Below are 22,355 nucleotides of genomic sequence, written 5' to 3'. Positions count from 1 at the left end.
ACGACACGGGAGCAGGCCTTGGCCCCTTCAGCACGGACGACCAGGCACATATTCGTCACCGGGGGCGTCGCCTCCTCGCTGGGTAAGGGGCTGACCGCCTCCAGCCTCGGCAACCTGCTGACCGCGCGAGGGCTTCGCGTGGTGATGCAGAAGCTCGACCCCTACCTCAACGTCGACCCGGGCACGATGAACCCGTTCCAGCACGGCGAGGTCTTCGTGACCGAGGACGGCGCCGAGACGGACCTCGACGTCGGCCACTACGAGCGTTTCCTGGACCGGGCGCTCTCCGGTAAGGCGAACGTCACCACCGGCCAGATCTACTCCGACGTGATCGCCAAGGAGCGGCGCGGCGAGTATCTGGGCGACACCGTCCAGGTGATCCCGCACATCACCAACGAGATCAAGTCCCGGATCATGGCCATGGCCGACCCGGACGACGACGGCCGCACCCCGGACGTCGTGATCACCGAGGTGGGCGGCACGGTCGGTGACATCGAGTCGCTGCCGTTCCTGGAGGCGATCCGCCAGGTCCGCCACGACCTGGGCCGGGACAACTGCTTCTACCTGCACGTCTCGCTGGTGCCGTACCTCGCCCCCTCCGGGGAGCTGAAGACGAAGCCCACCCAGCACTCGGTGGCCCAGCTGCGCAGCATCGGCATCCAGCCCGACGCCATCGTCTGCCGCTCCGACCGGGACATCCCGGACAAGCTCAAGCACAAGCTGTCCCTCTACTGCGACGTCGACGCCGAGGCGGTGATCGCCGCACCGGACGCGCCCAGCATCTACGACATCCCGAAGGTGCTGCACCGGGAGGGCCTCGACGCGTACGTGGTGCGGCGGCTCGGCCTTTCCTTCCGGGACGTGGACTGGGACGGCTGGGACGACCTGCTGGAGCGGGTGCACCAGCCCCGGCACACCATCACCGTCGCGCTGGTCGGCAAGTACGTCGACCTGCCCGACGCGTACCTGTCGGTCAGTGAGGCGATCCGGGCGGCCGGCTTCGGCCACCGCGCCCGGGTGCTGCTGCGCTGGGTGCCCAGCGACGACTGCGTCACCCCGGCGGGCGCGGCGGCGGCCCTGGCGGGCGTCGACGGCATCGTGATCCCCGGCGGGTTCGGCGTGCGCGGCATCGAAGGCAAGATCGGCACCGCCCGGTACGCCCGGGAGAACGGCATCCCGCTGCTCGGGCTCTGCCTCGGGCTGCAGTGCATGACCATCGAGGTGGCGCGGCACCTGGCCGGGCTCGACGGGGCCAACTCGCTGGAGTTCGACGCCGAGGCCGTGCACCCGGTCATCGCCACCCTGGCCGACCAGCAGGACATCGTCGCCGGCAAGGGCGATCTGGGCGGCACCATGCGGCTGGGCGCGTACCCGGCGGCCCTCGCCGAGGGCTCGCTCGTCGCCGAGGCGTACGGCAGCATGCAGGTCACCGAGCGGCACCGGCACCGCTACGAGGTGAACAACGCCTACCGCGACCAGCTCACCAAGGCGGGGCTGCACATCTCGGGCACCTCGCCGGACGGTCGGCTGGTCGAGTTCGTGGAGCTGGACCGCGACCTGCACCCGTTCTTCGTGGCCACCCAGGCACACCCGGAACTCAAGAGTCGCCCGACCCGGCCGCATCCGCTGTTCGCCGCCTTCGTCCAGGCCGCGGTGACGTACTCGCAGGCCGATCAGCTTCCGGTCGAACTGGACGCCGCCACCGCCGCGCGGGCCACCCGCAACGGCGCCGCCACGAAGGCGATCTCGTGAGCGCGAGGAGTGAGCCGGTTCTGCGAGCCCCGCAGTCGCGAGCAAGGGTGGCCTCGTGAGCGCGAGGAGTGAGCCGGTTCTGCGAGCCCCGCAGTCGCGAACAAGGACGCTCCCGTGAGCGCGGTGGAGCACCGCTACGAGGTGTGCTCCCGGGAGGTGCGCTACCGCGGCCGGATCTTCGAGGTGGTCACCGAGGAGGTGACCATGCCCGGCGGTCGGACCGCGGCGCGCGACCTCGTCCGGCACGTCGGCGCGGTGGCGGTGGTGGCGCTGGACGATGCCGGCCAGGTGGTGCTGATCCGCCAGTACCGCCAGCCGGTCGGTCGGCGGTTGTGGGAGTTGCCGGCGGGGCTGACCGACGTGGCCGGGGAGGACCCGTCGGTTACGGCGACCCGTGAACTGGCCGAGGAGGTCGACCTCACCGCCGGCCGGCTCGACGTCCTGATCGACGTGCACACCTCGCCCGGGTTCACCGACGAACTGGTTCGGGTCTTCCTGGCCCGTGATCTCGGCGAGGTGCCGCCGGAGCAGCGGCACGACCGGCACGACGAGGAGGCCGACCTGCAGATCGTCCGGATCGATCTGGACGAGGCGGTCGGCATGGTGCTGGCCGGTGAGATCACCAACGCGCCGTGCGTGGCCGGGCTGCTGGCCGCCGCCCGCGCCCGCGACGCCGGCTGGTCGGTGCTGCGCCGGGCGGACACACCGCTGCCCGGCTGACCGGGGTACGCGACGCAGGGGCCGTGCGGTGCACCGCACGGCCCCTGCGTGGTCCCGTCGTCAGTCGCGGTCGGTCGTCAGTCGCGCAGCGGCCGGCCCTGCCCGTCGACGCCGCCGTTGACCAGGATCAGGATGCCGTCGATGAGGCCCCAGAGGGCGCCGATTCCCAAGGTGCAGAAACTGACGACAAGCTGCAGAACGGCGATCTTGGTGTGGCCCATGTAGAAGCGGCCGGCACCGACGCCGCCCAGCAGGATCTGCAGGACGCCCGCGACGACCTTGCTCTTGTCAGAATAGCCCGGGGGAACCGCGGGCGGAAGCGGAGGAGTGGTCATGAGGCGACAGAATAGTGATCCACTCGGCCGCTGTCGCACCTGCATGCCCGAAGTGGGACGATGATGACCGAAACACTGTCCTGACGGCTGAGGTGGCGACCACCCGCAACCCGCGCCCACACCTGACACTTCGTCAGCGCCAACGGCCACCGGGTGTCACAGTGCAGGCTCCGGTGACCTGCGGGCGCGCCTAGACTGCCGCCGGCGGGACCGGTTGACCGGGGCGGCAATGGGGCCGCCGCGGCGCCGCGCAGTCGGGGAGAACCCTTCCCCGAAGAGAGGTGTCTGCATCGTGAAGGTCGGCATCCCACGCGAGGTCAAGAACCACGAGTACCGGGTGGCGATCACGCCCGCGGGCGTCAACGAGTTCACCCGGGGCGGTCACCAGGTCTTCGTCGAGGCCGGCGCCGGGCTCGGGTCGAGCATCAGCGACGAGGAGTTCGCCGCCGCCGGCGCCAAGATCCTCGACACCGCCGACGAGGTCTGGGACGCCGCGGACCTGGTGCTCAAGGTCAAGGAGCCGGTCGCCGAGGAGTACCACCGGATGCGGCAGGGCCAGGTGCTCTTCACCTACCTGCACCTGGCCGCCTCCCAGGACTGCACCCGGGCGCTGCTCGACCGCGGGGTGACCGGGATCGCCTACGAGACCGTCGAACTGCCGGACCGGTCGCTGCCGCTGCTCGCCCCGATGTCCGAAGTGGCCGGACGGCTCGCCCCGCAGGTCGGCGCCTTCTACCTGATGCGTACCGGGGGTGGCCGGGGCGTGCTGCCCGGTGGCGTCTCCGGCGTGTACGCGGCCAAGACCGTGGTCATCGGCGCCGGTGTCTCCGGCATGAACGCCGCCGCGATCGCCCTGGGCCTGCAGTCCGAGGTGCTGCTGCTGGACAAGAACGTCGGCCGGTTGCGGCAGGCCGACGCCATTTACCGGGGTCACCTGCAGACCGTCGCCTCCAACGCGTACGAGATCGAGCGGGCGGTGCTGGACGCCGACCTGGTCATCGGCGCGGTGCTGGTGCCCGGCGCGAAGGCCCCCAAGCTGATCTCCAACGAGCTGGTCTCCCGGATGAAGCCCGGCAGCGTCCTGGTCGACATCGCCATCGACCAGGGTGGCTGCTTCGAGGACTCGCGGCCCACCACGCACGCCGATCCCGTCTACCGGGTGCACGACTCGATCTTCTACTGCGTGGCGAACATGCCCGGCGCGGTGCCGAACACCAGCACCTACGCGCTGACCAACGTCACCCTCCCGTACGCGCTGGAACTGGCCAACCACGGCTGGCGCGAGGCGTCGCGCCGCGACCCGGCGCTGGCGCTGGGCCTGAACACCCACGCGGGTCAGGTCGTCTACGGCCCGGTCGCCGAGGCGCACGGCCTGCCGACCCTGCCGCTGGCCGAGGTGCTGGCCTGACCGGCGACCGGCCGACCGCGCACGCGGACGGGGCCGGCGCGGGCGAGCCGCCCGCGCCGGCCCTGCGTCGCGCCGTGCGCGGCTACCTGGACCACCTCACCGTCGAACGTGGACTGGCCGCGAACACCCTCGCGTCGTACCGCCGGGACCTGGACCGTTATCTCGACTCGCTGGCCGCCGCCGGGGTGGCCGACCTGTCGGCCGTCTCGGCCGGCGAGATCGAACGCCACCTGGCCCGGCTCCGCGCCGGCGCCGACGGGCGCCCGCCGCTGGCGGTCTCCTCGGCCGCCCGCGCGGCCAGCGCGGTACGCGGTCTGCACCGGTTCGCGCTGCGCGAGGGCCTGGTCGGCGCGGATCCGAGCCGCGACGTGCGGCCGCCCACCCCGCCCCGGCGGCTGCCCCGCGCGCTGCCGGTCGACGACGTGATCCGGCTGCTGGAGACCGCCGGGCCGGTGGACGCGGCCGGAGACACCGCGCCGTTGACGCTGCGCGACCGGGCCCTGCTGGAGTTCCTCTACGGCACCGGGGCGCGCATCTCCGAGGCGGTCGGCGCCGCGGTGGACGATGTGGACCTCGACGACGGAGCGGCGGTGCTGCGCGGCAAGGGCGGGCGGATCCGCCTGGTGCCGATCGGCGGGTACGCGCTGCGGGCGCTCGGCGCGTACCTGGTGCGGGCCCGGCCCGGGCTGGCCGCGTCCGGTCGGGGCACCCCGACGATCTTCCTCAACGCGCGGGGCGGTCCGCTGACCCGCCAGGGAGCCTGGACGATCCTGCGCCGTGCCGCCGAACGGGCCGGCCTGACCGTCGACGGGCCACGGGCCGTGTCGCCGCACACCCTGCGCCACTCGTACGCCACGCACCTGCTCGACGGCGGCGCCGACGTCCGGGTGGTGCAGGAACTGCTCGGCCACGCCTCGGTCACCACCACGCAGGTCTACACCCTGGTCACCGTCGAGCGGCTGCGCGAGGTCTACGCCACCGCGCACCCCCGCGCCCGCGCCTGATCCGCCGGTGCTCGACCCCGCTGGGCGGACCCGATCCGCCGCTGGCCGGTGCCGGCGGCCGACACGCCGAGCGGGTACCGAACGCCCTGCTGGCCCGTGGCGTACAGTCGGCATCGGCGCGGTCCTCGCGGCGAGTGGACCGGGGTGCGCAGCGGCGCCGCGACGGACGTCGGGCGGCTCCGACGCCGGATGGTCGTCGGGAGGGGGCAACGAGGACATGGCTGGCAACGGTGACCGTGCCGAGACCTGGACGTCGGAGCTCCGCGAACAGCAGAACGCCCTCGGCTCTGACCTGGGCCCGGCCGACCCGGCCGCCTACACGATGCGCAAGCCGATCCCCGAGCCGATGCCCACCGACCGGCACGGTCCGGCCCGGATCATCGCGATGGCCAACCAGAAGGGCGGGGTCGGCAAGACCACCACGACCATCAACCTCGGTGCCGCGCTCGCCGAGTACGGCCGCAAGGTGCTGCTGGTCGACTTCGACCCGCAGGGCGCCCTCTCCGTGGGGCTGGGGGTCAACCCGCACAACCTGGATCTGTCGGTCTACAACCTGCTGATGCAGGACGACGTCACCGCCGAGGACGTGCTGATCAAGACCGACGTGGCCGGGCTGCACCTGCTGCCGGCCAACATCGATCTATCGGCGGCCGAGATCCAGTTGGTCAACGAGGTCGCCCGCGAGATGGCCCTGGCCCGGGTGCTCAAGAGCGTCCGCAAGGAGTACGACTACGTCCTGATCGACTGCCAGCCGTCGCTCGGCCTGCTGGCCATCAACGCGTTGACCGTCGCGCACGGTGTGCTCATCCCGCTGGAGTGCGAGTTCTTCAGCCTGCGCGGGGTCGCCCTGCTGCTGGACACCATCGACAAGGTCCGCGAGCGACTCAACTTCGACCTGGAACTCGAGGGCATCCTCGCCACCATGTACGACAGCCGCACCACGCACTGCCGCCAGGTGCTCCAGCGGGTGGTGGAGGCGTTCGGCGACAAGGTCTACCAGACGGTGATCACCAAGACCGTGAAGTTCCCCGAGTCCACCGTGGCCGGCTCACCGATCACCACGCTCGACCCGGCCTCCTCCGGCGCCCGCAACTACCGTCAGCTGGCCCGCGAGGTGATTGCCGCGCAGGCGGAGCGGTAGGAGGCGCTGGACGCGGGTGTCTGGGTCGTGGACTACCGTCGTCGGCGTGAGCGCCCCGCCCCTCGACCCGGCCGCCACGGCGGAAGCACCGCCCGTGGCGGCTGACGCACGCGTGCCGACCCCTCCGGATGGTGCCGAGCCGGTGGTCGGTGCGACGCCGGCCGATGGTGTGGAGCCGGCGGTCGGTGCGGCGCCGGCGGATACTGGTCGGTTCACCGTGCGGCTGGCCAACTTCACCGGGCCGTTCGATCTGCTGCTGCAACTGATCGGCAAGCACAAGCTCGACGTCACCGAGGTCGCCCTGCACCGGGTGACCGACGAGTTCATCGCCTACATCCGGGCGATGGGTGACAGCTGGGACCTGGACGAGGCGAGCGAGTTCCTGCTGGTCGCCGCCACCCTGCTCGACCTGAAGGCGGCCCGACTGCTGCCCGCCGCCGAGGTGGAGGACCCGGAGGACCTCGCCCTGCTGGAGGCGCGGGACCTGCTCTTCGCCCGGCTGTTGCAGTACAAGGCGTACAAGGAGGCGGCGGCGCACATCGGCGCGCTGGAGGAGGTCGGCGGGCGCCGCTACCCTCGGGCGGTCACCCTGGAACCTCGCTACGCCGAGGCGCTGCCCGATCTGGTGCTCGGCATCGGCCCGCAGCGGCTGCTCCAGCTGGCGGTCCGGGCGATGACCCCGAAGCCGGTGCCCGAGGTTTCGATCGCCCACGTGCACATGGTCCGGGTCAGCGTCCGGGAACACGCCGAGATCATCGCCGAGCGGCTCCGCCGGGCCGGCACCGCCAGCTTCTCGCTGCTCTGCGCCGAGTGCGAGGCCACCCTGGAGGTCGTCGCCCGGTTCCTCGCCCTGCTGGAGCTGTACCGGCAGGGCGTGGTCGCCTTCGTCCAGGAACAGGCGTTGGAGGAACTCACCGTACGCTGGACAGGGCCCGCCGACGTCGGCCCGACCCTGACCATCGACGAGTACGCCGGCACCCCCACCGACCCCGCGGCAGCGCCGGACCCGACGGCAGTCCCAGACCCCACGGCGATGCCGGACCCCACGGCGGTGCCGGAGTCGACGGCGGTGCCGGAGTCGACGGCGGTGCCGGAGTCGACGGCGGTGCCGGACCTCACGGCCGGTACGGCAACGACGGAGGAGCGAGCCGGATGAGCAACGAGGACCGCCGGGAGTCCCTGGCCGACCAGGCCGCCACCTGGATCCCTCCATGGCAACGCCCCGAACCCAGGGATCTTGGTACGAATGTGCCCTCAGAGGGGCAGTCCCGTACCAAGATCCCGGAGCCGGGGCAGCCGGCGGACGATGCGGTCGAGGGTGGGGAGGCCGAGCTAGGGGAGCGGGGTGGGCAACCGGACGATGCGGTGGCCGCACCGGGCGGGTCCTCGGAGGGCCAGGAGGGCGACGCCGCCGACGAGGCTGTCGCCGACGGGCCGGCCTCCGACGGGCTGGCGACCGACGAGGCTGTCCCTGGCGAGCCAGCCACCGACGGGGCGGGGGAGAGTGCCGCTGGAGTCGGAGGACGGAAGCGGTCGGCGGGACGGGCGCGGGGGGTGCCGGAGCCGGCGCCCGTGCTCGACGACGCGGAGTTGCGCGGCGCGCTGGAGGCGATCCTGCTGGTGGTCGACGAACCGGTCAGCGAGTTGATCCTGGCCCAGGTGATCGAGCAGCCGGCCGAGCGGGTCGGCCCGATGCTGGACGAGATCGCCGCCGGCTATGCCGCGGCCGGGCACGGGTTCGAGCTGCGCCGGGCGGCGGGCGGCTGGCGTCTGTACACCCGCCCGGAATACGCCACCTACGTCGAGCGGTTCGTCCTGGACGGGCAGTCGGTACGGCTGACCCAGGCCGCGCTGGAGACCCTGGCCGTGGTGGCGTACAAGCAGCCGGTGACCCGGTCGCGGATCTCCGCCATCCGGGGCGTCAACTGCGACGGCGTGATCCGTACCCTGGTCTCCCGGGGCCTGGTCGAGGAGTGCGGCACCGAGACCGAGAGCGGGGCGTACCTGTACCGGACGACCACCATGTTTCTGGAGAAGCTCGGCCTCAACAGCCTCGACGACCTGCCGCCGCTGGCCCCGTTCCTCCCCGACGACGTAGAAGAGCTTGCCGATGCCACGCGATAACCGCACCCCGTCCCCGGACGCGCCCGTCTACACCGGCCCCGAGCGCCTGCAGAAGGTGCTCGCCGCCGCCGGTGTCGGCTCCCGGCGTGCCTGCGAAGACCTGATCTTCCGCCGGCGGGTGACGGTCGACGGGCGGGTGGCGCAGCTGGGCGACAAGGTCGACCCGACCGGCGCGGTCATCCACGTCGACGGTGAGCGGCTGGTGGCCGACACCCGGCTGGTGTACCTGGCGATGAACAAGCCGCGCGGGGTGGTCTCCACGATGGCCGACGAGAAGGGCCGGACCGCGCTGGCCGACTTCCTCGGCAACCGGGTCGAGCAGCGGGTCTACCACGTCGGGCGGCTCGACGCGGACAGCGAGGGCCTGCTGCTGCTCACCAACGACGGCACCCTGGCGCACCGGCTGATGCACCCCTCCTACGGGGTGCCGAAGACCTACCTCTGCGAGGTGTCCGGGCCGATCCCGCGTAACCTCGGCAGACGGCTGGCGGCCGGGGTGGAGTTGGAGGACGGCCCGGTGACGGTCGACGCCTTCCGGGTGGTGGACAGTCTGGGGCGTACCGCCCAGGTGGAGCTGACCCTGCACGAGGGGCGCAAACACATCGTACGGCGGCTGCTCGGCGAGGTCGGCCACCCGGTGAGCCGGCTGGTGCGTACCTCCATCGGGCCGATCCGGCTGGGCGACCTGCGTGCCGGGCGCACCCGGAGGCTGACCAACGCGGAGGTCGCCGCCCTGTTCAAGGCCGTGGGCGACTGAGGCCGCGCCGTCGCGGGTACGGCTGGGGGTAGGCTCCCTGGCGGCCCGGTGGTGCCGGCCGTGTGCGGCGGTACCGGGCATGATGGGACATGTGTGGTCAACCGCTCGCGTCCGCCGCCGAGTGCGGATCGTGAGGTACGGGCTGAGGAGGACAACGGTGGAGGAAAACGTGCCGGCCGGGCGATGCGTGGTCGCTGTGGATGGGCCGTCCGGTTCGGGTAAGTCCACCGTCTCCCGGCGGCTCGCCGCCGGCCTGGGCGCCCGCTACCTGGACACGGGCGCGATGTACCGGGCGATCACCTGGGCGGTGCTGCGCTCCGGCGTCGACCTGACCGACGCGCAGGCGGTGGCCAAGGTCGCCGGCGAGGTCGACCTGCGCATCGGCACCGACCCCGTCGGGTACGCGGTGACCGCGGACGGGGTGAACGTCGAGGCCGACATCCGTGGGCCCGAGGTGACCGCCGCCGTCTCCGCCGTGGCCGCCGTGCCGGCGGTCCGTGCGTTGCTGGTGGCCCGTCAGCGCGACATGATCAACAAGGCGGGTCGGATCGTGGTCGAGGGCCGGGACATCGGTTCCGTGGTGGCCCCGGACGCCGATCTGAAGGTCTACCTCACCGCCTCGGCGGCGGCCCGTGCCGCGCGCCGCAGCGCCGAGAACGCCTCCGACGTGGCGGCCACCGCCGCCGACCTGGCCCGGCGCGACCAGCTGGACTCGAGTCGCAAGGCCGACCCGCTCGCCCAGGCACCCGACGCGGTCGTGCTGGACACCACCGAGCTGGGCATCGACGAGGTCGTGGGGCGCCTGCGTGCGCTGCTCTCCGAGCGGTCAGTGGCGTGACCGAAGACAACGGTTGGGTGGAACTGCGGGAACCGGACCTCGACACCGAGGAGCCGACCGGACCGCAGCCGGTGGTGGCGGTGGTGGGCCGCCCCAACGTCGGCAAGTCCACCCTGGTCAACCGGATCATCGGCCGTCGCCAGGCGGTCGTGGAGGATGTGCCCGGGGTGACCCGGGACCGGGTTCCGTACGACGCGCAGTGGTCAGGGCGGGCGTTCACCGTGGTGGACACCGGCGGCTGGGAGCCGGACGCGAAGGACCGGGCGGCGGCGATCGCCGCGCAGGCCGAGGCCGCCGTGGCCACGGCGGACGTGGTGCTGTTCGTGGTCGACGCGACGGTCGGCTCCACCGACGTCGACGAGGCGGCGGTGAAGATGCTGCGCCGCAGCGCGAAGCCGGTGATCCTGGTTGCCAACAAGGCCGACAACACGAACATCGAGTTCGAGGCCACCTCGCTCTGGTCGCTCGGCCTCGGCGAGCCGCACCCGGTGTCGGCGCTGCACGGGCGGGGCTCCGGCGATCTGCTCGACGCCATCCTGGCGGCGCTGCCCGAGGCGCCGAAGGTGGTCGAGTACCGTCCGCGCGGCCCGCGCCGGGTGGCCCTGGTGGGCCGGCCGAACGTCGGCAAGTCCAGCCTGCTGAACCGCTTCTCCGGCGAGGAGCGGGCGGTGGTCGACCCGGTCGCCGGCACCACCGTCGACCCGGTGGACAGCCTGGTCGAGATCGGCGGCGACACCTGGCATCTGGTGGACACCGCCGGCCTGCGCAAGCGGGTCGGTCGGGCCAGCGGCACCGAGTACTACGCCAGCCTGCGTACCGCCTCGGCGATCGAGGCGGCCGAGGTGGCGGTGGTGCTGCTCGACTCCAGTGAGCCGATCAGCGAGCAGGACCAGCGGATCCTGTCCATGGTCACCGAGGCGGGCCGGGCGCTGGTGATCGCCTTCAACAAGTGGGACCTGGTCGACGCCGACCGCCGGTACTACCTGGACAAGGAGATCGACCGGGAGCTGCGCCGCATCCCGTGGGCGATCCGGCTGAACCTGTCGGCGAAGACCGGCCGGGCGGTCGACAAGCTCGCCGCCTCCCTGCACCGGGCCCTGGCCAGCTGGGAGACCCGTATCCCCACCGCGCAGCTCAACGCGTGGCTCACCGCTCTGGTCCAGGCCACCCCGCACCCGGTGCGTGGCGGTCGGGCACCGCGGATCCTGTTCGCCACCCAGGCGGGGGTCGCTCCGCCGCGCTTCGTGCTCTTCACCACCGGTCCGCTGGACGCCGGCTACCAGCGCTTCGTCGAGCGCAAGCTGCGCGAGGAGTTCGGCTTCGAGGGCAGCCCGATCGAGATCTCGGTACGCCCCCGCAAGAAGCTCGGCCCCGGCGGCCGGGGCAAGGCCCACGGCTGACCCTGCCCCCTGCCCCGTGACGCGGTGACCCATCCTCCTAGGAAGCTTTAGGGGTGGTGCGCCTGCTCACTGCCGCGGTGACCTCCACCTCCAGGACCGCTCCGGGCAGGAAGAGCCGACTGACCTCGACGGTCGTGCTCGCCGGCGGGTTGCCGGCCGGGGCGGCGGGGAACAGCGCGCGGCGGACCGCGCCGTAGGCGGGCAGGTCGCCCAGGTCGGTCATGAAAGTGCGGATGTGCAGGATGTCGGCGAAGGTTGCGCCGTGCGCGTCGAGCACCTGGCGGATGATCTCGAAAATCCGGGTCGCCTGCCCGGCGGCGTCGCCCGGTGCGACGATCTCGCCGTCGTCGTCGACGGCGACCTGCCCGGCGAGCATGAGCAACGCACCGCCGTCGAGGTCCAGGCGGGCCACGTGGGCGAAGCGGTCGCCGAACGGCGCGGCGACGGTCGGCGGGTTGTCCAGCGTTACCTTCATCGGTTCTCCACCTCGATCAGGGAGGCCACGTCCGCGTTCTGGTCGGTGGCCCTGGTGAGCAGTCGCAGCGCGGCGGAGGCCACCGGGGCTGCCGGTGTCTCACGTAGCGCCAGCCGGGCGTCCTTGGCGGCGTGGGCGATCGCGAACGACGCGCCGGTCGCGGTCACCCGCCGTACCGCGCCGCCCAACGGCCCGGCGGCGAGTGCATCGAGCGCCACCGCCCGGTCGACGCCGACCCCGTCGGCGACCGCGAGCGTGTCGTGCAGCGCACCGAGCGCGGTGATCAACGCGGTGTTGACCACGAGCTTCAGGGCGGCTCCGGCGCCGACGGGACCGCAGCGGCGGATCGTCCCCAACTCCCGCAGTACGGGCTCGGCGAGATCCACGACGGCATCCGGCCCACCGGCGAAGATCGCCAGCCGGCCCGCCTCGGCGGCGTCGACGCTGCCGCCGACCGGGGCGTCCAGCAACGGCACCGAGGCGGGCAGGCGGCCGGCGATGCCGCGCACCTCGTCCGGGCCGATCGTGGACATCTGCACCACGACGGTGTCCGGCCGGAGGGCGGCCACGGTGTGGCGGGAACCGAAGAGTGCGGCCTCGACTGCCGCGGCGTCCGTCAGCAACGTGATCACCACCCCGGCCGTGGCGACCGCGTCCGTTGGCGTCGCGGCGACGTCGGCCCCGGCCGCGGTCAGGGCGTACGCCCTGGCCGGGCTGCGGTTCCACACGGTGACCCGGTGCCCGCCAGCCAGCAGGCGGCGGGTGACCGCGGCACCCATCCACCCGGTGCCCAAGATCGCGATGTCCGTCATGGCGGCAACGCTAGAGCGCGCCATCCCAGGCGGCCAGCGAATGTCCAGCATCCCTGCCATGTGTGGCTAACATGGCAGCGTGGAGACCCACCTCCTGGAGGTGTTCCGGACCGTCGCGCGATACGGCTCGATCACCGCCGCCGCCCGCCAGCTGCGCTTCACCCAGTCGGCCGTGTCGAGGCAGATCGCGGCGCTGGAGGCAGAGATCGGAGCGCGGGTCTTCGACCGGCTGCCGCGGGGCGTGGCGCTCACCGAGGAGGGGCGCACCCTGCTACCACACGCGGAGGCGCTCCTCGACCGGCTCGCGACCGCCCGACGAGACCTCGACGATCTACACGGCCTCGGCAGCGGCCGACTGCGCGTCGGCGCGTTCCCGACCGCCGTCGCGGCACTCGTACCACGGGCACTCGCCTCGTTTCGCACCGCGCACCCCGACGTGGCGCTGTCGCTGGTGGAGGGACGCACGCCGGCGCTGCTGGAACGGCTGGTCGCCGGCGATGCCGACGTCGCCGTGGTGAGCGAGTCACCGGCCGTACCGATCGACCCGTCCCGCTTCGACCTGCACCATCTCATCGACGAACGGCTGCTCGTGGCGGTACCGTCCGACCACCGGCTCGCCCGCCGGCGCACGGTGCGGTTGGCGGACCTGGCGGACGACCCGTTCATCGTGGGCTCGGCCACCGCCGAGGAGACCCTGCTGCGCGCCAGCCTGCCCGCCGGTTTCGCACCGAAAATCGACATCGTCGCCGCCGAGTGGACCGGCAAACTCGGCTGCGTCGCCGCCGGCCTCGGCGTCGCCCTCGTCCCCGCCCTGGCCGTACGGGGAACACCGGCGGACATCACCCTGCTCCGCCTGCACCCCGACGACGAATCCATCCGGCGGGTCTTCGCCGCCACCGTCGCCGGGCGAACACGCCCCCCGGCGGCCGGCCGGTTCCTCGCCCACCTCGACCAGACCGCGCGGGCATTCACCCGGGACGGATGATCACCACCAGGGCCGGGTCAAGGACTCTCCTCGCCGAGGAGGGGTCGGTGCGACGGAAGGAGATGCTGCGCTAAGCTGTACCGGCTGTCGCGGGGGGTACCGCGCGAGGGCATCGGGACGTGGCGCAGCTTGGTAGCGCACTTGACTGGGGGTCAAGGGGTCGTCGGTTCGAATCCGGCCGTCCCGACAGCGAGAGGGTTTCCGCAGGTCAGAGACTTGCGGGAACCCTCTTTTCATTGCTCGGCATGGATGCCTGGTCTAGCACGCCGCTGTTGGACTCCTTGACTCGGGCAGGTTGTCATGCCACTACTGGATCTTCAGAAACTCACTCCTCGCCGCCGCGCAGCTTGGCCGCTATCTGGGCGAGCAGTCGCCGGATCCGGACGCCGGGGACGCGGCGGAGGATCTGTGTGCGGTGACGCGGGCGCATGTGGAGGCGTTCCAGGGTTGGATGATCGAGACCAGGTCCGCGTCGACGGCGGTGAACAAGCACAAGGGACTGCAGCAGTTCTTCAAGTGGCTGCTCTTCGACGAGGAGGCCATCGACCGATCGCCGATGGAGCGGGTGCGGCAGCCGAAGACACCCCGCAAGCTGATCCCGGTCATGCGCGACGAGGACACCAGCAAGCTTCTCGACGCCTGCGGGCCCGGAACAAGCACAGGGGCGCTGCGCTGCCGCACCTGTGGCTGGCGAAGCGTGGCGCCGCCCCGTTGACTGCGAACGGGATCAAGATCCTGCTCAAACGGTTGGGTGCCGCGGCCGGGGTGACGGACGTGCACGCGCACCGGTGGCGGCACAGCTTCGCCCACGAGTGGAAACGCGCCGGCGGCGACACCGGTGACCTGATGCTCCTGCTCGGATGGACCTCAGAGGACGCGCCCCGCCATTACGGCGCCAGCGCCGCAGCCGAGCGAGCACAGGAAACGCAGGCGCGACTGGGTATCGGCGAGCGCGTATAGGCGGGGTCGGCTGGCGCGGCTCGCCTACCAGCGGATCGTGCATATCGCGGCGGGCGCGGTTGCGGGTATCAGCGGCGCGCTGTGGATCCACACCCACCGAGGGGTCATACCCGGCGATGTCGGGCTCGGCACCGCCGTGGTGGTCGTACTCGCCGTCGCCATCGGCGGCGCCCGCTTCCTGCCCGCCGCCGGCCTCGGTGTGGCCCTCGTGCTTGTCGTGGGCGCCGTGGTCGCCGCCACGGCGCCCGGCCACGCACCGCTGCTGCTCGCCCTGATCCTCGGGGCCGCCGTGTGGGCGCTGCCCGATGGCGTGGCCGGCCTGCCCGCCCGCCTACGCCGCCGCCGACAACCTCCCGCCCGAGCAGACGAGACAGCAGCCGGCCCGGACGCGGCTGCTGCTGCCAGCGCCCGCCGGTTCGGTCGACAGTCCGCCAGCAGCGACCGGCCACGACCGTGACCGCCGCGGATAGCCACCGGGATCCGGTCGGGCGCGTGGTCGACACCTTGACTTCGGTGGGAGACCGCCCGCGCGCGGCATGTACCGCCGCGCGGACGGATCGACCGCCGTACGGTCGGGTACGCCAGAGCATGTCGGCGGCCCGTGGAAACAGTTTCATCCAATCTACAGTGGAAGCAGGCGGCGTTGCGCATAGCATCCCGGCTGTTGCGTAGTAGGTAACAGGAACGTTTGCCGTGCCCCGAGGTTCCATCGATGTTTGTGCAGGTGTGAGGGTGGGTCGATTTCTGGGGCGACCGGTATTCGATACGTAGGTGGTCTTGACTTCGCCGCGAAACAGCGTGTTAACTTTCCCTCATGTTCCTTGAATGAAACACCTGTTGCATAGAAGGGAACAGCAATGAGGGCACGAGATCCCCTTGGTCGCGCCATCCACGTTCTGCGGTGGATGGCCGAGCAGCCGGCACCGTTCGTCGGTGTCCGGGAGATCGCGACCGCCCTCGGCATGCAGCCGAGCACCGTCTCACGGCTGCTTGCCTCGCTGGCCGAGGAACGGCTCGTGCGGCGTGACCCGCGCACCAGCGGCTTCGCGCCCGGGCTGGAGCTGATGCGGCTCGGAGTCCTCGCCTCGCAGAAGCTCGACGTGCGCGCCGCGGCCCGCGTGCACATGCGCACGCTGGCGGACCAGTGCAACGAGAGCGTCTTCCTCGGCCTCTTCGACCCGAGCCGGCAGGAGCTGTTCCGGGTGGAGACCGTCTCGTCGAACCGGCCGCTGCGCTATGTCGTCGAGATGGACCAGTGGACCAAGATCTATCTTGGCGCGAGCGGGCTCGGCGTCCTGGCCTTCCTGCCCGACGCCCAGCGCGAGCTGGGCATCCGCCTCGCGGACGCGGCGGCCGGTCCGGACCGTCCCTGGCTGCGCCGGGCCGAGTTCGAGCCGATGCTCGACCGGATACGGGCGCAGGGCTACGCCATCACGTTCGGGATGCGCATTCCCGACGCGGTCGGGGTGAGCGCGCCGGTCTTCGCCGAGGGCGGCCGGGTGCTCGGCTCGGTCATCCTGACCGTGCCGAAGGTGCGCATCGGCGAACACGACCAGCCGCAGCTCGCCCGGCTGATCACCGAGACCGCGGCCGCCATCACCCACGACATAGGAGGGAGTCGTCCGGACTATCTGCACCAGCCGTATCAGCTACAGCAGTAACGCCCAGTAAGAGTCCGATACGAGCGCTCTGGTCGCCGGGTCGTGTCCCGGTGTCGCCGTACGAGCATATTTTCGCCCCTCTCGTGGCTGCTGACCATTCGCGTCACGAGCCGGCCGACGCCATAACCGCGTGAACGGGGACTGCGGATTAGCGCACTCCACGACAGGCCGCCTCCGGCGGCCCGATGAAACCTGCTCTATTCGCAGTAATGCCATTACACAATTTCGCCTACCTGCGGCGGTGAATTCATGCAAGCCACCACCACCCGTCCCGGAGCGACCGACTCGACGACGAACCTGCTGAGCGTTCGCGGTCTGGCCACGCACTACGTCACGCGGTCCCGCACGGTCCGGGCCGTGGACGGTGTGAGCCTCGACCTGGCCCGTGGGGAGACGCTCGGTCTCGTCGGGGAGTCCGGCTGCGGGAAGAGCAACGTCGCTCTCTCCGTCGCACGCCTGGTGGGCAGGCCGGGACGGATCGTCGGCGGCGAGGTGCTCTTCGAGGGCCGGGACCTGCTCCGGCTTCCGATCCGGGAGATGCGCCGTTTCCAGGGCAAGGAGATCGGGTTCGTCTTCCAGGATCCGATGACCAGCCTGAACCCGCTGCACACCGTCGGCGCCCAGATCATGGAGAGCATCGTCCGCAACGACGGTGCCTCCCGGGCGCAGGCGCGGGAGCGCACGGCCGAGTTGCTGCACAAGGTCGGCATCCCGCGCCCGCGTGAACGGATGGACGACTACCCGCACCAGTTCTCCGGGGGCATGCGCCAGCGCGTGGTGATCGCCATCGCGCTCGCCTGCAACCCCAAGCTGCTGCTCGCCGACGAGCCGACCACCGCGCTCGACGTCACCATCCAGGCGCAGATCCTCGAACTGATCCGCGCCCTGTCGAGCGAGCTGGGCACGGCCGTCCTGCTGATCACTCACGATCTCGGGATCGCCGCCGGGATGTGCGACCGGGTCTCGGTCATGTACGCCGGCCGGATCGTCGAGACCGGTCACGTCGACGACATCTTCACCAGCCCGCGGATGCCGTACACCGCGGGACTGCTGAACTCGCTGCCCCGGCTCACCGACGCGCGGGGGGAGCGGCTGCGCACCATCGAGGGGATACCGCCCACCGGCAGCGGGGTCGGCGACCGGTGCCAGTTCGCCCCCCGCTGTCCGCACCGCCGCGACGCGTGCCTGGACGCCGAGCCCGCGCTCACCCCGCGCCCCGGCGTCGGCGCCGCGCACGTGGCCCGCTGCTGGGGCACCGAGCCCGGGGGGTGGGTCGATGCGGCCTGACCTCAGTCCCGAGCCGCTGGTCGAGGTCGACCGGCTTCAGGTCCACCTGCCGGTGACCCGACCGTCGGGACGCGGCGCGTTGCTGCGCGCCGTCGACGACGTCAGCCTGACCGTACGCGCCGGCGAGACGCTCGGGCTGGTCGGCGAGTCCGGTGGCGGCAAGAGCACCCTGGGTCGCGCCCTGGTCGGCCTGCGCCCGCCCTCCGGCGGGTCGGTGCGGTACCGGGGCCGGGACCTGGCCGGCGCGGGCCGGCGTGGGCTGCGGGAACTGCGCCGGCAGGTCCAGATCGTCTTCCAGGACCCGTACAGCTCGCTGAACCCGCGGATGCGGGTCGGCGACATCGTCGCCGAGCCGCTGATCGTGCACAAGTTGGTCGCCCGCGCCGAGCGCCCGCACCGGGTGGCGGAACTGCTCGGGCTGGTCGGCCTCGACCCGGTACTCGCCGACCGCTACCCGGACGAGTTCTCCGGCGGCCAGCGCCAGCGCATCGGGATCGCCCGGGCGCTGGCGGTGGACCCGGAGTTCATCGTGCTCGACGAGCCGATCAGCGCGCTCGACGTCAGCATCCAGGCGCAGATCCTCAATCTCCTCGTGGACCTGCGGGAACGTCTGCACCTCACCTATCTGTTCATCGCGCACGACCTCTCGGCCGTGCGCCACCTGTCGACCCGGGTCGGGGTGATGTACCTCGGCCGGATCGTCGAGATCGGGACCGCCGAGAAGATCTACGGCGGCCCGCGCCACCCGTACACCCAGGCCCTGCTCTCCGCGCTCCCGGTGCCCGATCCGCACCTCGAACGCAGGCGGGAGCGGATCGTCCTGCGGGGCGATCTGCCGTCGCCGATCCATCCACCCCCCGGCTGCCACTTCCATCCGCGCTGCTGGCTCTACGAGAGCCTGGGGCGCCCCTCCCGCTGCCGGGAGGAACCGGTCGAGCTGGGTTCCGTTGCCGACGACCACGACAGTGCGTGCCACTTTCCGGCGGAGGCCGCCGAGCAGGCGGCGGAGCGTCTCCGGCTGGAACGCACTGGCTGAATCCGCTATCCGTTCTCTTCAGGCTTGGAGCAAGCATATGAGAACCACGAACAGACGATCGAACGGACGGGCACGACGAGCGATCGCCTCCGGCGTCGCCGTGATGCTGGCGCTCTCCACCGTCGCGTGCGTCGGGGACAGCGACACCTCCGCCAGCACCGACGAGATCACCCTCGCCCTGCCCACCGAACCGGACTCGCTCGCCAGCGAGCAGGCCAAGACCACCGCCGGGTACGCCGTCCTGCGCAACATCGAGGAGAGCCTGCTCAACCGGAATCCGGAGACCAACGAACTGGTCGGTGAGCTGGCCACCTCCTGGTCGCAGCCCGACCCCAACCGGTGGCGCTTCGAGCTGCGGCAGGGCGTGACGTTCCACGACGGCTCGCCGTTCAACGCCGAGGCCGCCGCGTTCAGCCTCGCGCGGGTCTGGGACCGCAACAACCCGACCATCCTGACCTCCTACCTCGGCCCGGACATGACGTTTACCCCGGTGGACGAGTACACCCTCGACATCAGCTCGGCCGACCCGGATCCGATCCTGCCGCTGCGCATCTTCGTGTCGCCGATCTCCTCGATGAAGGCGTACCAGGAGGATCCGTCCTCGGACCCGCTGCGGCCGGTCGGCACCGGCCCGTACCGCTTCGTGGAGTGGGTGAAGGGCCAGCGCATCGTCCTGGAGGCCAACCCGGACTGGTGGGGTGGCGACGCCGACGACGCGGGTGGGGAGGTGACGATCCAGCGGGCCACCTTCGTCTTCCGGGCCGAGCAGGCGGTCCGGGCGGGCATGGTGACCAGCGGCGAGGCCGGCTTCGGCCGGTGGCTCACCAAGGAGCAGTGCGAGGACGCGCCGCAGTGCGTCTCGTCCCCCGGCGTGGAGACCATCTTTGCCCGGCCGGACACCATGCACCCCACCCTCGCCGACCGGCGGGTCCGGGAGGCGGTCGCGCTGGCGATCAACAAGGACCAGATCCTCAACCAGATCCTCGGCGGCGGCACGCCGAGCGGGCAGATGGTGGGCCCCTCGGCGATCGGCTTCGACGAGTCACTCTCGGCCTACCCGTACGACCTGACCCGCGCCCAGGCGCTGATCGACGAGGCACGCGCCGACGGGGTGGCCGTGGACGCGCCGCTGCACATCGTGGCCCGCCGCGCGTTCATCCAGCGGATCGACGAGATCGTCCAGGTGATCGCGGGTGACCTGGAGAAGATCGGGTTGACGGTCGACACGCAGCTCCAGGAGCAGGTGGCCTTCGAGGAGATGCTCCGCGCGCCGAAGCCGATCGACCCGCAGCGGGGCTACGTCGTGATCCACTCGCACGGCAACGAGCTGATGGACTACAGCCTGACCGTCAACTCGTACTACCGCTGCAACAGCGTGGTCGGCACCTACTGTGACCGGGCGCTGGACCGCCAGCACGACGAGGCGAGCCAGCTCACCGGCGACGCCCGCGACCAGGCGCTGATCGCGATCGCGAAGAACGTCCACGAGAACGTCGCCGCCGTCCCGGTCGGCCAGACCACGTTCTACTTCGGGCTCGCGGACAACGTGCGGTGGAAGCCGCGGTTGGACGGATTCATCCTGCTCAAGGAGATGGCCATCACCAGTTGAGGACGTCGGGTGCCCGGCACCGTCCGGGCACCCGCCCCGCCTGTGGAAGGAGAACGATGGCCACCCTCGATGCCCCCCGGCCCGGTCCGGTGGCCGCGGCGGCCGACCTGTCGGCTGCCGTACGGGTGCCCCCGTGGCGTCGGCTGGCCGGTCAGAAGCTGGCCGCGGCGGCGGCGCTGTTCCTGCTCCTGCTCTCGATCGGGGCCGTGTTCGGCCCGCTGGTCAGCCCGCACGACCCGCACCTGATCGACCTGTCGATGCGGAACCTGCCGCCGGGCACCGCCGCCGCCGACGGTGGCCTGCCGCACCTGCTCGGCACCGACGCCCTCGGGCGGGACGTGCTGAGCCGGATCATCCTCGGCGCCCGGGTGACCCTGGCGGTCGGGTTGGCCAGCGTCCTGCTCTCCGGCGTGGTCGGCGTCGCGGTCGGCCTGGTCGCCGGGCACTACCGGGGCCGGACCGACGAGGTGGTGATGCGCTTCGTCGACCTGCAGATGAGCATCCCGTCGCTGCTCATCGCCCTGCTGGTGCTCTACGTCCTGGGCGGCAGCTTCCTCAACGTCATCCTGGTCCTGGCGGTGATCCGGTGGATGGTCTACACCCGACTCACCCGGGGACTCATGCTGACGCTGCGCGAGCAGCTCTATGTCGAGGCGGCGCACGCGATCGGTGCCCGGGACCTGCGGGTGATCTTCCGGCACATGCTGCCGAACCTGCTCTCGCCGATCCTGGTCCTCGCCACCCTCGAAGTCGCCACCGTGCTGCTCACCGAGTCGTCGCTGAGCTTCCTCGGCCTCGGCATCCAACCACCGGACACGTCCTGGGGGCAGATGCTCTCCGAGGGACGCGAGTACCTGCGTAACGCCTGGTGGCTGATCATGTTCCCCGGCCTCGCCATCCTCTTCACCGCGCTGAGCCTGAACATCCTCGCCAACTGGATGCGGGAGCGGTCCGGCCCACAGAAATGACCCCTTCGCACCACCAAGGAGACATCGTGATCACTGGCACGCTGAAGTACCTGCGCCGGCCGTTCACCGCCAACGTGAAGGCGGGCGACCAGGTGCTCGTGCTGACCGACACCGCCCAGGACCCCCGGGTCTGGCAGGCGTCGCTGACCATCGTCGCCGACATCGGCGCCGAGCCGACGCTGGCGATGTTCGACCCGCGTCCGGCCGACTACTACGACCCGCCGGCCGCCGTCGCCGCCGCCATGCTGAAGGCCGACGTCAACGTCCTGCTCGCCTCCACCGCCATGCTGCACTCGCCGGCCTCCATGGCCTCGATGGCGGCGGGTGTGCCCACCATCTGCATGGACGGCAAGGTCACCCTGGAGATGTTCCAGTACGGCGCCGCCACCGAGGACTACCACGAGATCTCGCGGATGAAGCACTACACCGCGCTCAACGTCTTCGGCGAGGACGCCAAGGAGGTCCGGGTGACCTCCGAGTTCGGCACCGACATGACGTACGGGGTGGCCGGGCGGATCTTCGTGCCGCCGCTGCGCCCGGCCGACTGGGACCCGTTCAAGGCGTACCGGCGCACCGAGGAGGGGCGCGAGGGCAGCCCGATGTACGCCTGCCTCTTCCCGACCGGCGAGTTCAACGTGCCGCCGCTGGAGGGCACCGGCGAGGGCACCTTCGTCATCGACCTGACCATGCACCACCTCGGCCGGATCGACCATCCGATCACGCTCAAGGTCCGCGAGGGCCGGATCGTCGACGTCACCGGCGGCTCGGACGCCAAGCGGCTCCGCGACCACCTGGAGAACTACGGCGACGACAACGCGTACCAGTTCCCCACCGAGGCTTCGGTCGGGTTGAACCGGCGGGCCCGGATCGTCGGCAGCCAGCGGGAGGACAAGAACATCCTCGGGGCGATGCACTTCGGCCTCGGCACCAACTCCGACGTCGGCGGCACGGTGCACAGCAACCTGCACATGGACGGCGTCGTGCTGCAACCGACGCTCTACGTCGACGGGGAGAAGCGGATCGACAACGGCCGCTTCCTGGTCCCCCTCGACCGGGAACTCTGACCGACCAGTCGACCGCCAC

The 22,355-nt window shown here is 71.5% G+C and carries 23 protein-coding genes and 1 tRNA gene; 21 read left to right on the top strand and 3 right to left on the bottom strand.

Annotated elements, in window-relative coordinates; all coding sequences use genetic code 11:
- Positions 1-18 precede the first annotated feature (18 nt).
- On the top strand, positions 19-1,752 hold the full coding sequence (locus O7615_RS31465; protein WP_278181430.1) for a CTP synthase: 1,734 nt from the start codon (positions 19-21) through the stop codon (positions 1,750-1,752).
- Positions 1,753-1,866: 114 nt separating this feature from the next.
- On the top strand, positions 1,867-2,472 hold the full coding sequence (locus tag O7615_RS31460; protein WP_278181429.1) for an NUDIX hydrolase: 606 nt from the start codon (positions 1,867-1,869) through the stop codon (positions 2,470-2,472).
- 77 nt (positions 2,473-2,549) lie between these two features.
- Here the strand turns inward: O7615_RS31460 and O7615_RS31455 are convergent, their stop codons facing one another.
- On the bottom strand, positions 2,550-2,807 hold the full coding sequence (locus O7615_RS31455; protein WP_278181428.1) for a TM2 domain-containing protein: 258 nt from the start codon (positions 2,805-2,807) through the stop codon (positions 2,550-2,552).
- Positions 2,808-3,099: 292 nt separating this feature from the next.
- On the opposite strand from O7615_RS31455, the gene ald reads away from it, so the two are divergent.
- From ald to der, 8 genes are all read left to right on the top strand, one after another.
- A complete protein-coding gene (gene ald, locus O7615_RS31450) occupies positions 3,100-4,215 on the top strand; it encodes an alanine dehydrogenase (protein WP_278181427.1) in 1,116 nt (371 codons plus the stop codon).
- Positions 4,212-5,219 (top strand): tyrosine recombinase, encoded by a 1,008-nt coding sequence (locus O7615_RS31445; RefSeq protein ID WP_278182298.1) that lies wholly within the window; start codon positions 4,212-4,214, stop codon positions 5,217-5,219. The genes ald and O7615_RS31445 overlap by 4 nt, the downstream gene beginning before the upstream one ends.
- Positions 5,220-5,436: 217 nt before the next feature.
- Positions 5,437-6,360 carry a ParA family protein gene (locus O7615_RS31440; protein WP_204000529.1) on the top strand — a complete coding sequence of 308 codons (924 nt, stop codon included), beginning with the start codon at positions 5,437-5,439 and terminating at the stop codon, positions 6,358-6,360.
- Positions 6,361-6,529: 169 nt separating this feature from the next.
- Positions 6,530-7,516, top strand: coding sequence for a segregation/condensation protein A (locus tag O7615_RS31435; RefSeq protein ID WP_278182297.1), 987 nt, complete (start codon positions 6,530-6,532; stop codon positions 7,514-7,516).
- On the top strand, positions 7,513-8,484 hold the full coding sequence (gene scpB, locus O7615_RS31430) for an SMC-Scp complex subunit ScpB (protein ID WP_278181426.1): 972 nt from the start codon (positions 7,513-7,515) through the stop codon (positions 8,482-8,484). The genes O7615_RS31435 and scpB overlap by 4 nt, the downstream gene beginning before the upstream one ends.
- Positions 8,471-9,241, top strand: a complete 771-nt coding sequence (locus O7615_RS31425; RefSeq protein ID WP_278181425.1) for a pseudouridine synthase — start codon at positions 8,471-8,473, stop codon at positions 9,239-9,241. Before scpB ends, O7615_RS31425 begins: the two co-directional genes overlap by 14 nt.
- 157 nt (positions 9,242-9,398) lie before the next feature.
- Positions 9,399-10,079: a (d)CMP kinase gene (gene cmk / locus O7615_RS31420; RefSeq protein WP_278181424.1), complete on the top strand. Its 681-nt coding sequence runs from the start codon at positions 9,399-9,401 to the stop codon at positions 10,077-10,079.
- Positions 10,076-11,479 carry a ribosome biogenesis GTPase Der gene (gene der / locus O7615_RS31415; protein WP_278181423.1) on the top strand — a complete coding sequence of 468 codons (1,404 nt, stop codon included), beginning with the start codon at positions 10,076-10,078 and terminating at the stop codon, positions 11,477-11,479. The genes cmk and der overlap by 4 nt, the downstream gene beginning before the upstream one ends.
- Positions 11,480-11,516: 37 nt before the next feature.
- Here der and O7615_RS31410 read toward each other — a convergent pair whose 3' ends face one another.
- Together O7615_RS31410 and O7615_RS31405 are read right to left on the bottom strand one after the other, a co-directional pair.
- On the bottom strand, positions 11,517-11,954 hold the full coding sequence (locus O7615_RS31410; protein ID WP_278181422.1) for a RidA family protein: 438 nt from the start codon (positions 11,952-11,954) through the stop codon (positions 11,517-11,519).
- Positions 11,951-12,766 carry an NAD(P)-dependent oxidoreductase gene (locus O7615_RS31405; RefSeq protein ID WP_278181421.1) on the bottom strand — a complete coding sequence of 272 codons (816 nt, stop codon included), beginning with the start codon at positions 12,764-12,766 and terminating at the stop codon, positions 11,951-11,953. Before O7615_RS31405 ends, O7615_RS31410 begins: the two co-directional genes overlap by 4 nt.
- 79 nt (positions 12,767-12,845) lie before the next feature.
- Here O7615_RS31405 and O7615_RS31400 point away from each other — a divergent pair, with 79 nt between their 5' ends.
- The 11 genes from O7615_RS31400 (at position 12,846) to O7615_RS31350 (ending at position 22,336) form a co-directional block, all read left to right on the top strand.
- Positions 12,846-13,751 carry a LysR family transcriptional regulator gene (locus tag O7615_RS31400; protein WP_278181420.1) on the top strand — a complete coding sequence of 302 codons (906 nt, stop codon included), beginning with the start codon at positions 12,846-12,848 and terminating at the stop codon, positions 13,749-13,751.
- Positions 13,752-13,864: 113 nt separating this feature from the next.
- Positions 13,865-13,938: transfer RNA gene (locus O7615_RS31395), tRNA-Pro, on the top strand.
- A gap of 228 nt (positions 13,939-14,166) precedes the next feature.
- The gene (locus tag O7615_RS31390) at positions 14,167-14,466 is read left to right on the top strand and encodes a phage integrase N-terminal SAM-like domain-containing protein (protein WP_278181419.1); all 300 of its coding nucleotides are present in this window, start codon (positions 14,167-14,169) and stop codon (positions 14,464-14,466) included.
- Positions 14,463-14,711 (top strand): tyrosine-type recombinase/integrase, encoded by a 249-nt coding sequence (locus O7615_RS31385; protein ID WP_278181418.1) that lies wholly within the window; start codon positions 14,463-14,465, stop codon positions 14,709-14,711. The genes O7615_RS31390 and O7615_RS31385 overlap by 4 nt, the downstream gene beginning before the upstream one ends.
- Positions 14,712-14,748: 37 nt before the next feature.
- Positions 14,749-15,168, top strand: coding sequence for a hypothetical protein (locus O7615_RS31380; protein ID WP_278181417.1), 420 nt, complete (start codon positions 14,749-14,751; stop codon positions 15,166-15,168).
- Positions 15,169-15,568: 400 nt separating this feature from the next.
- Positions 15,569-16,372 carry an IclR family transcriptional regulator gene (locus O7615_RS31375; RefSeq protein WP_278181416.1) on the top strand — a complete coding sequence of 268 codons (804 nt, stop codon included), beginning with the start codon at positions 15,569-15,571 and terminating at the stop codon, positions 16,370-16,372.
- A gap of 249 nt (positions 16,373-16,621) precedes the next feature.
- Positions 16,622-17,659, top strand: coding sequence for an ABC transporter ATP-binding protein (locus O7615_RS31370; RefSeq protein WP_278181415.1), 1,038 nt, complete (start codon positions 16,622-16,624; stop codon positions 17,657-17,659).
- Positions 17,649-18,695 carry an oligopeptide/dipeptide ABC transporter ATP-binding protein gene (locus O7615_RS31365; protein WP_278181414.1) on the top strand — a complete coding sequence of 349 codons (1,047 nt, stop codon included), beginning with the start codon at positions 17,649-17,651 and terminating at the stop codon, positions 18,693-18,695. Before O7615_RS31370 ends, O7615_RS31365 begins: the two co-directional genes overlap by 11 nt.
- Positions 18,696-18,732: 37 nt before the next feature.
- Positions 18,733-20,304 (top strand): ABC transporter substrate-binding protein, encoded by a 1,572-nt coding sequence (locus O7615_RS31360; protein WP_278181413.1) that lies wholly within the window; start codon positions 18,733-18,735, stop codon positions 20,302-20,304.
- A gap of 56 nt (positions 20,305-20,360) precedes the next feature.
- Positions 20,361-21,272 (top strand): ABC transporter permease, encoded by a 912-nt coding sequence (locus O7615_RS31355; protein ID WP_278181412.1) that lies wholly within the window; start codon positions 20,361-20,363, stop codon positions 21,270-21,272.
- A gap of 26 nt (positions 21,273-21,298) precedes the next feature.
- On the top strand, positions 21,299-22,336 hold the full coding sequence (locus O7615_RS31350; RefSeq protein ID WP_278181410.1) for a hypothetical protein: 1,038 nt from the start codon (positions 21,299-21,301) through the stop codon (positions 22,334-22,336).
- Positions 22,337-22,355 lie beyond the last annotated feature (19 nt).

The organism is Micromonospora sp. WMMD1082 (genome assembly GCF_029626175.1).
GTDB lineage: Bacteria > Actinomycetota > Actinomycetes > Mycobacteriales > Micromonosporaceae > Micromonospora.
The sequence above is the reverse complement of the archived record's forward strand: the minus strand, read 5'-3'. Positions and strand labels throughout refer to the sequence as shown.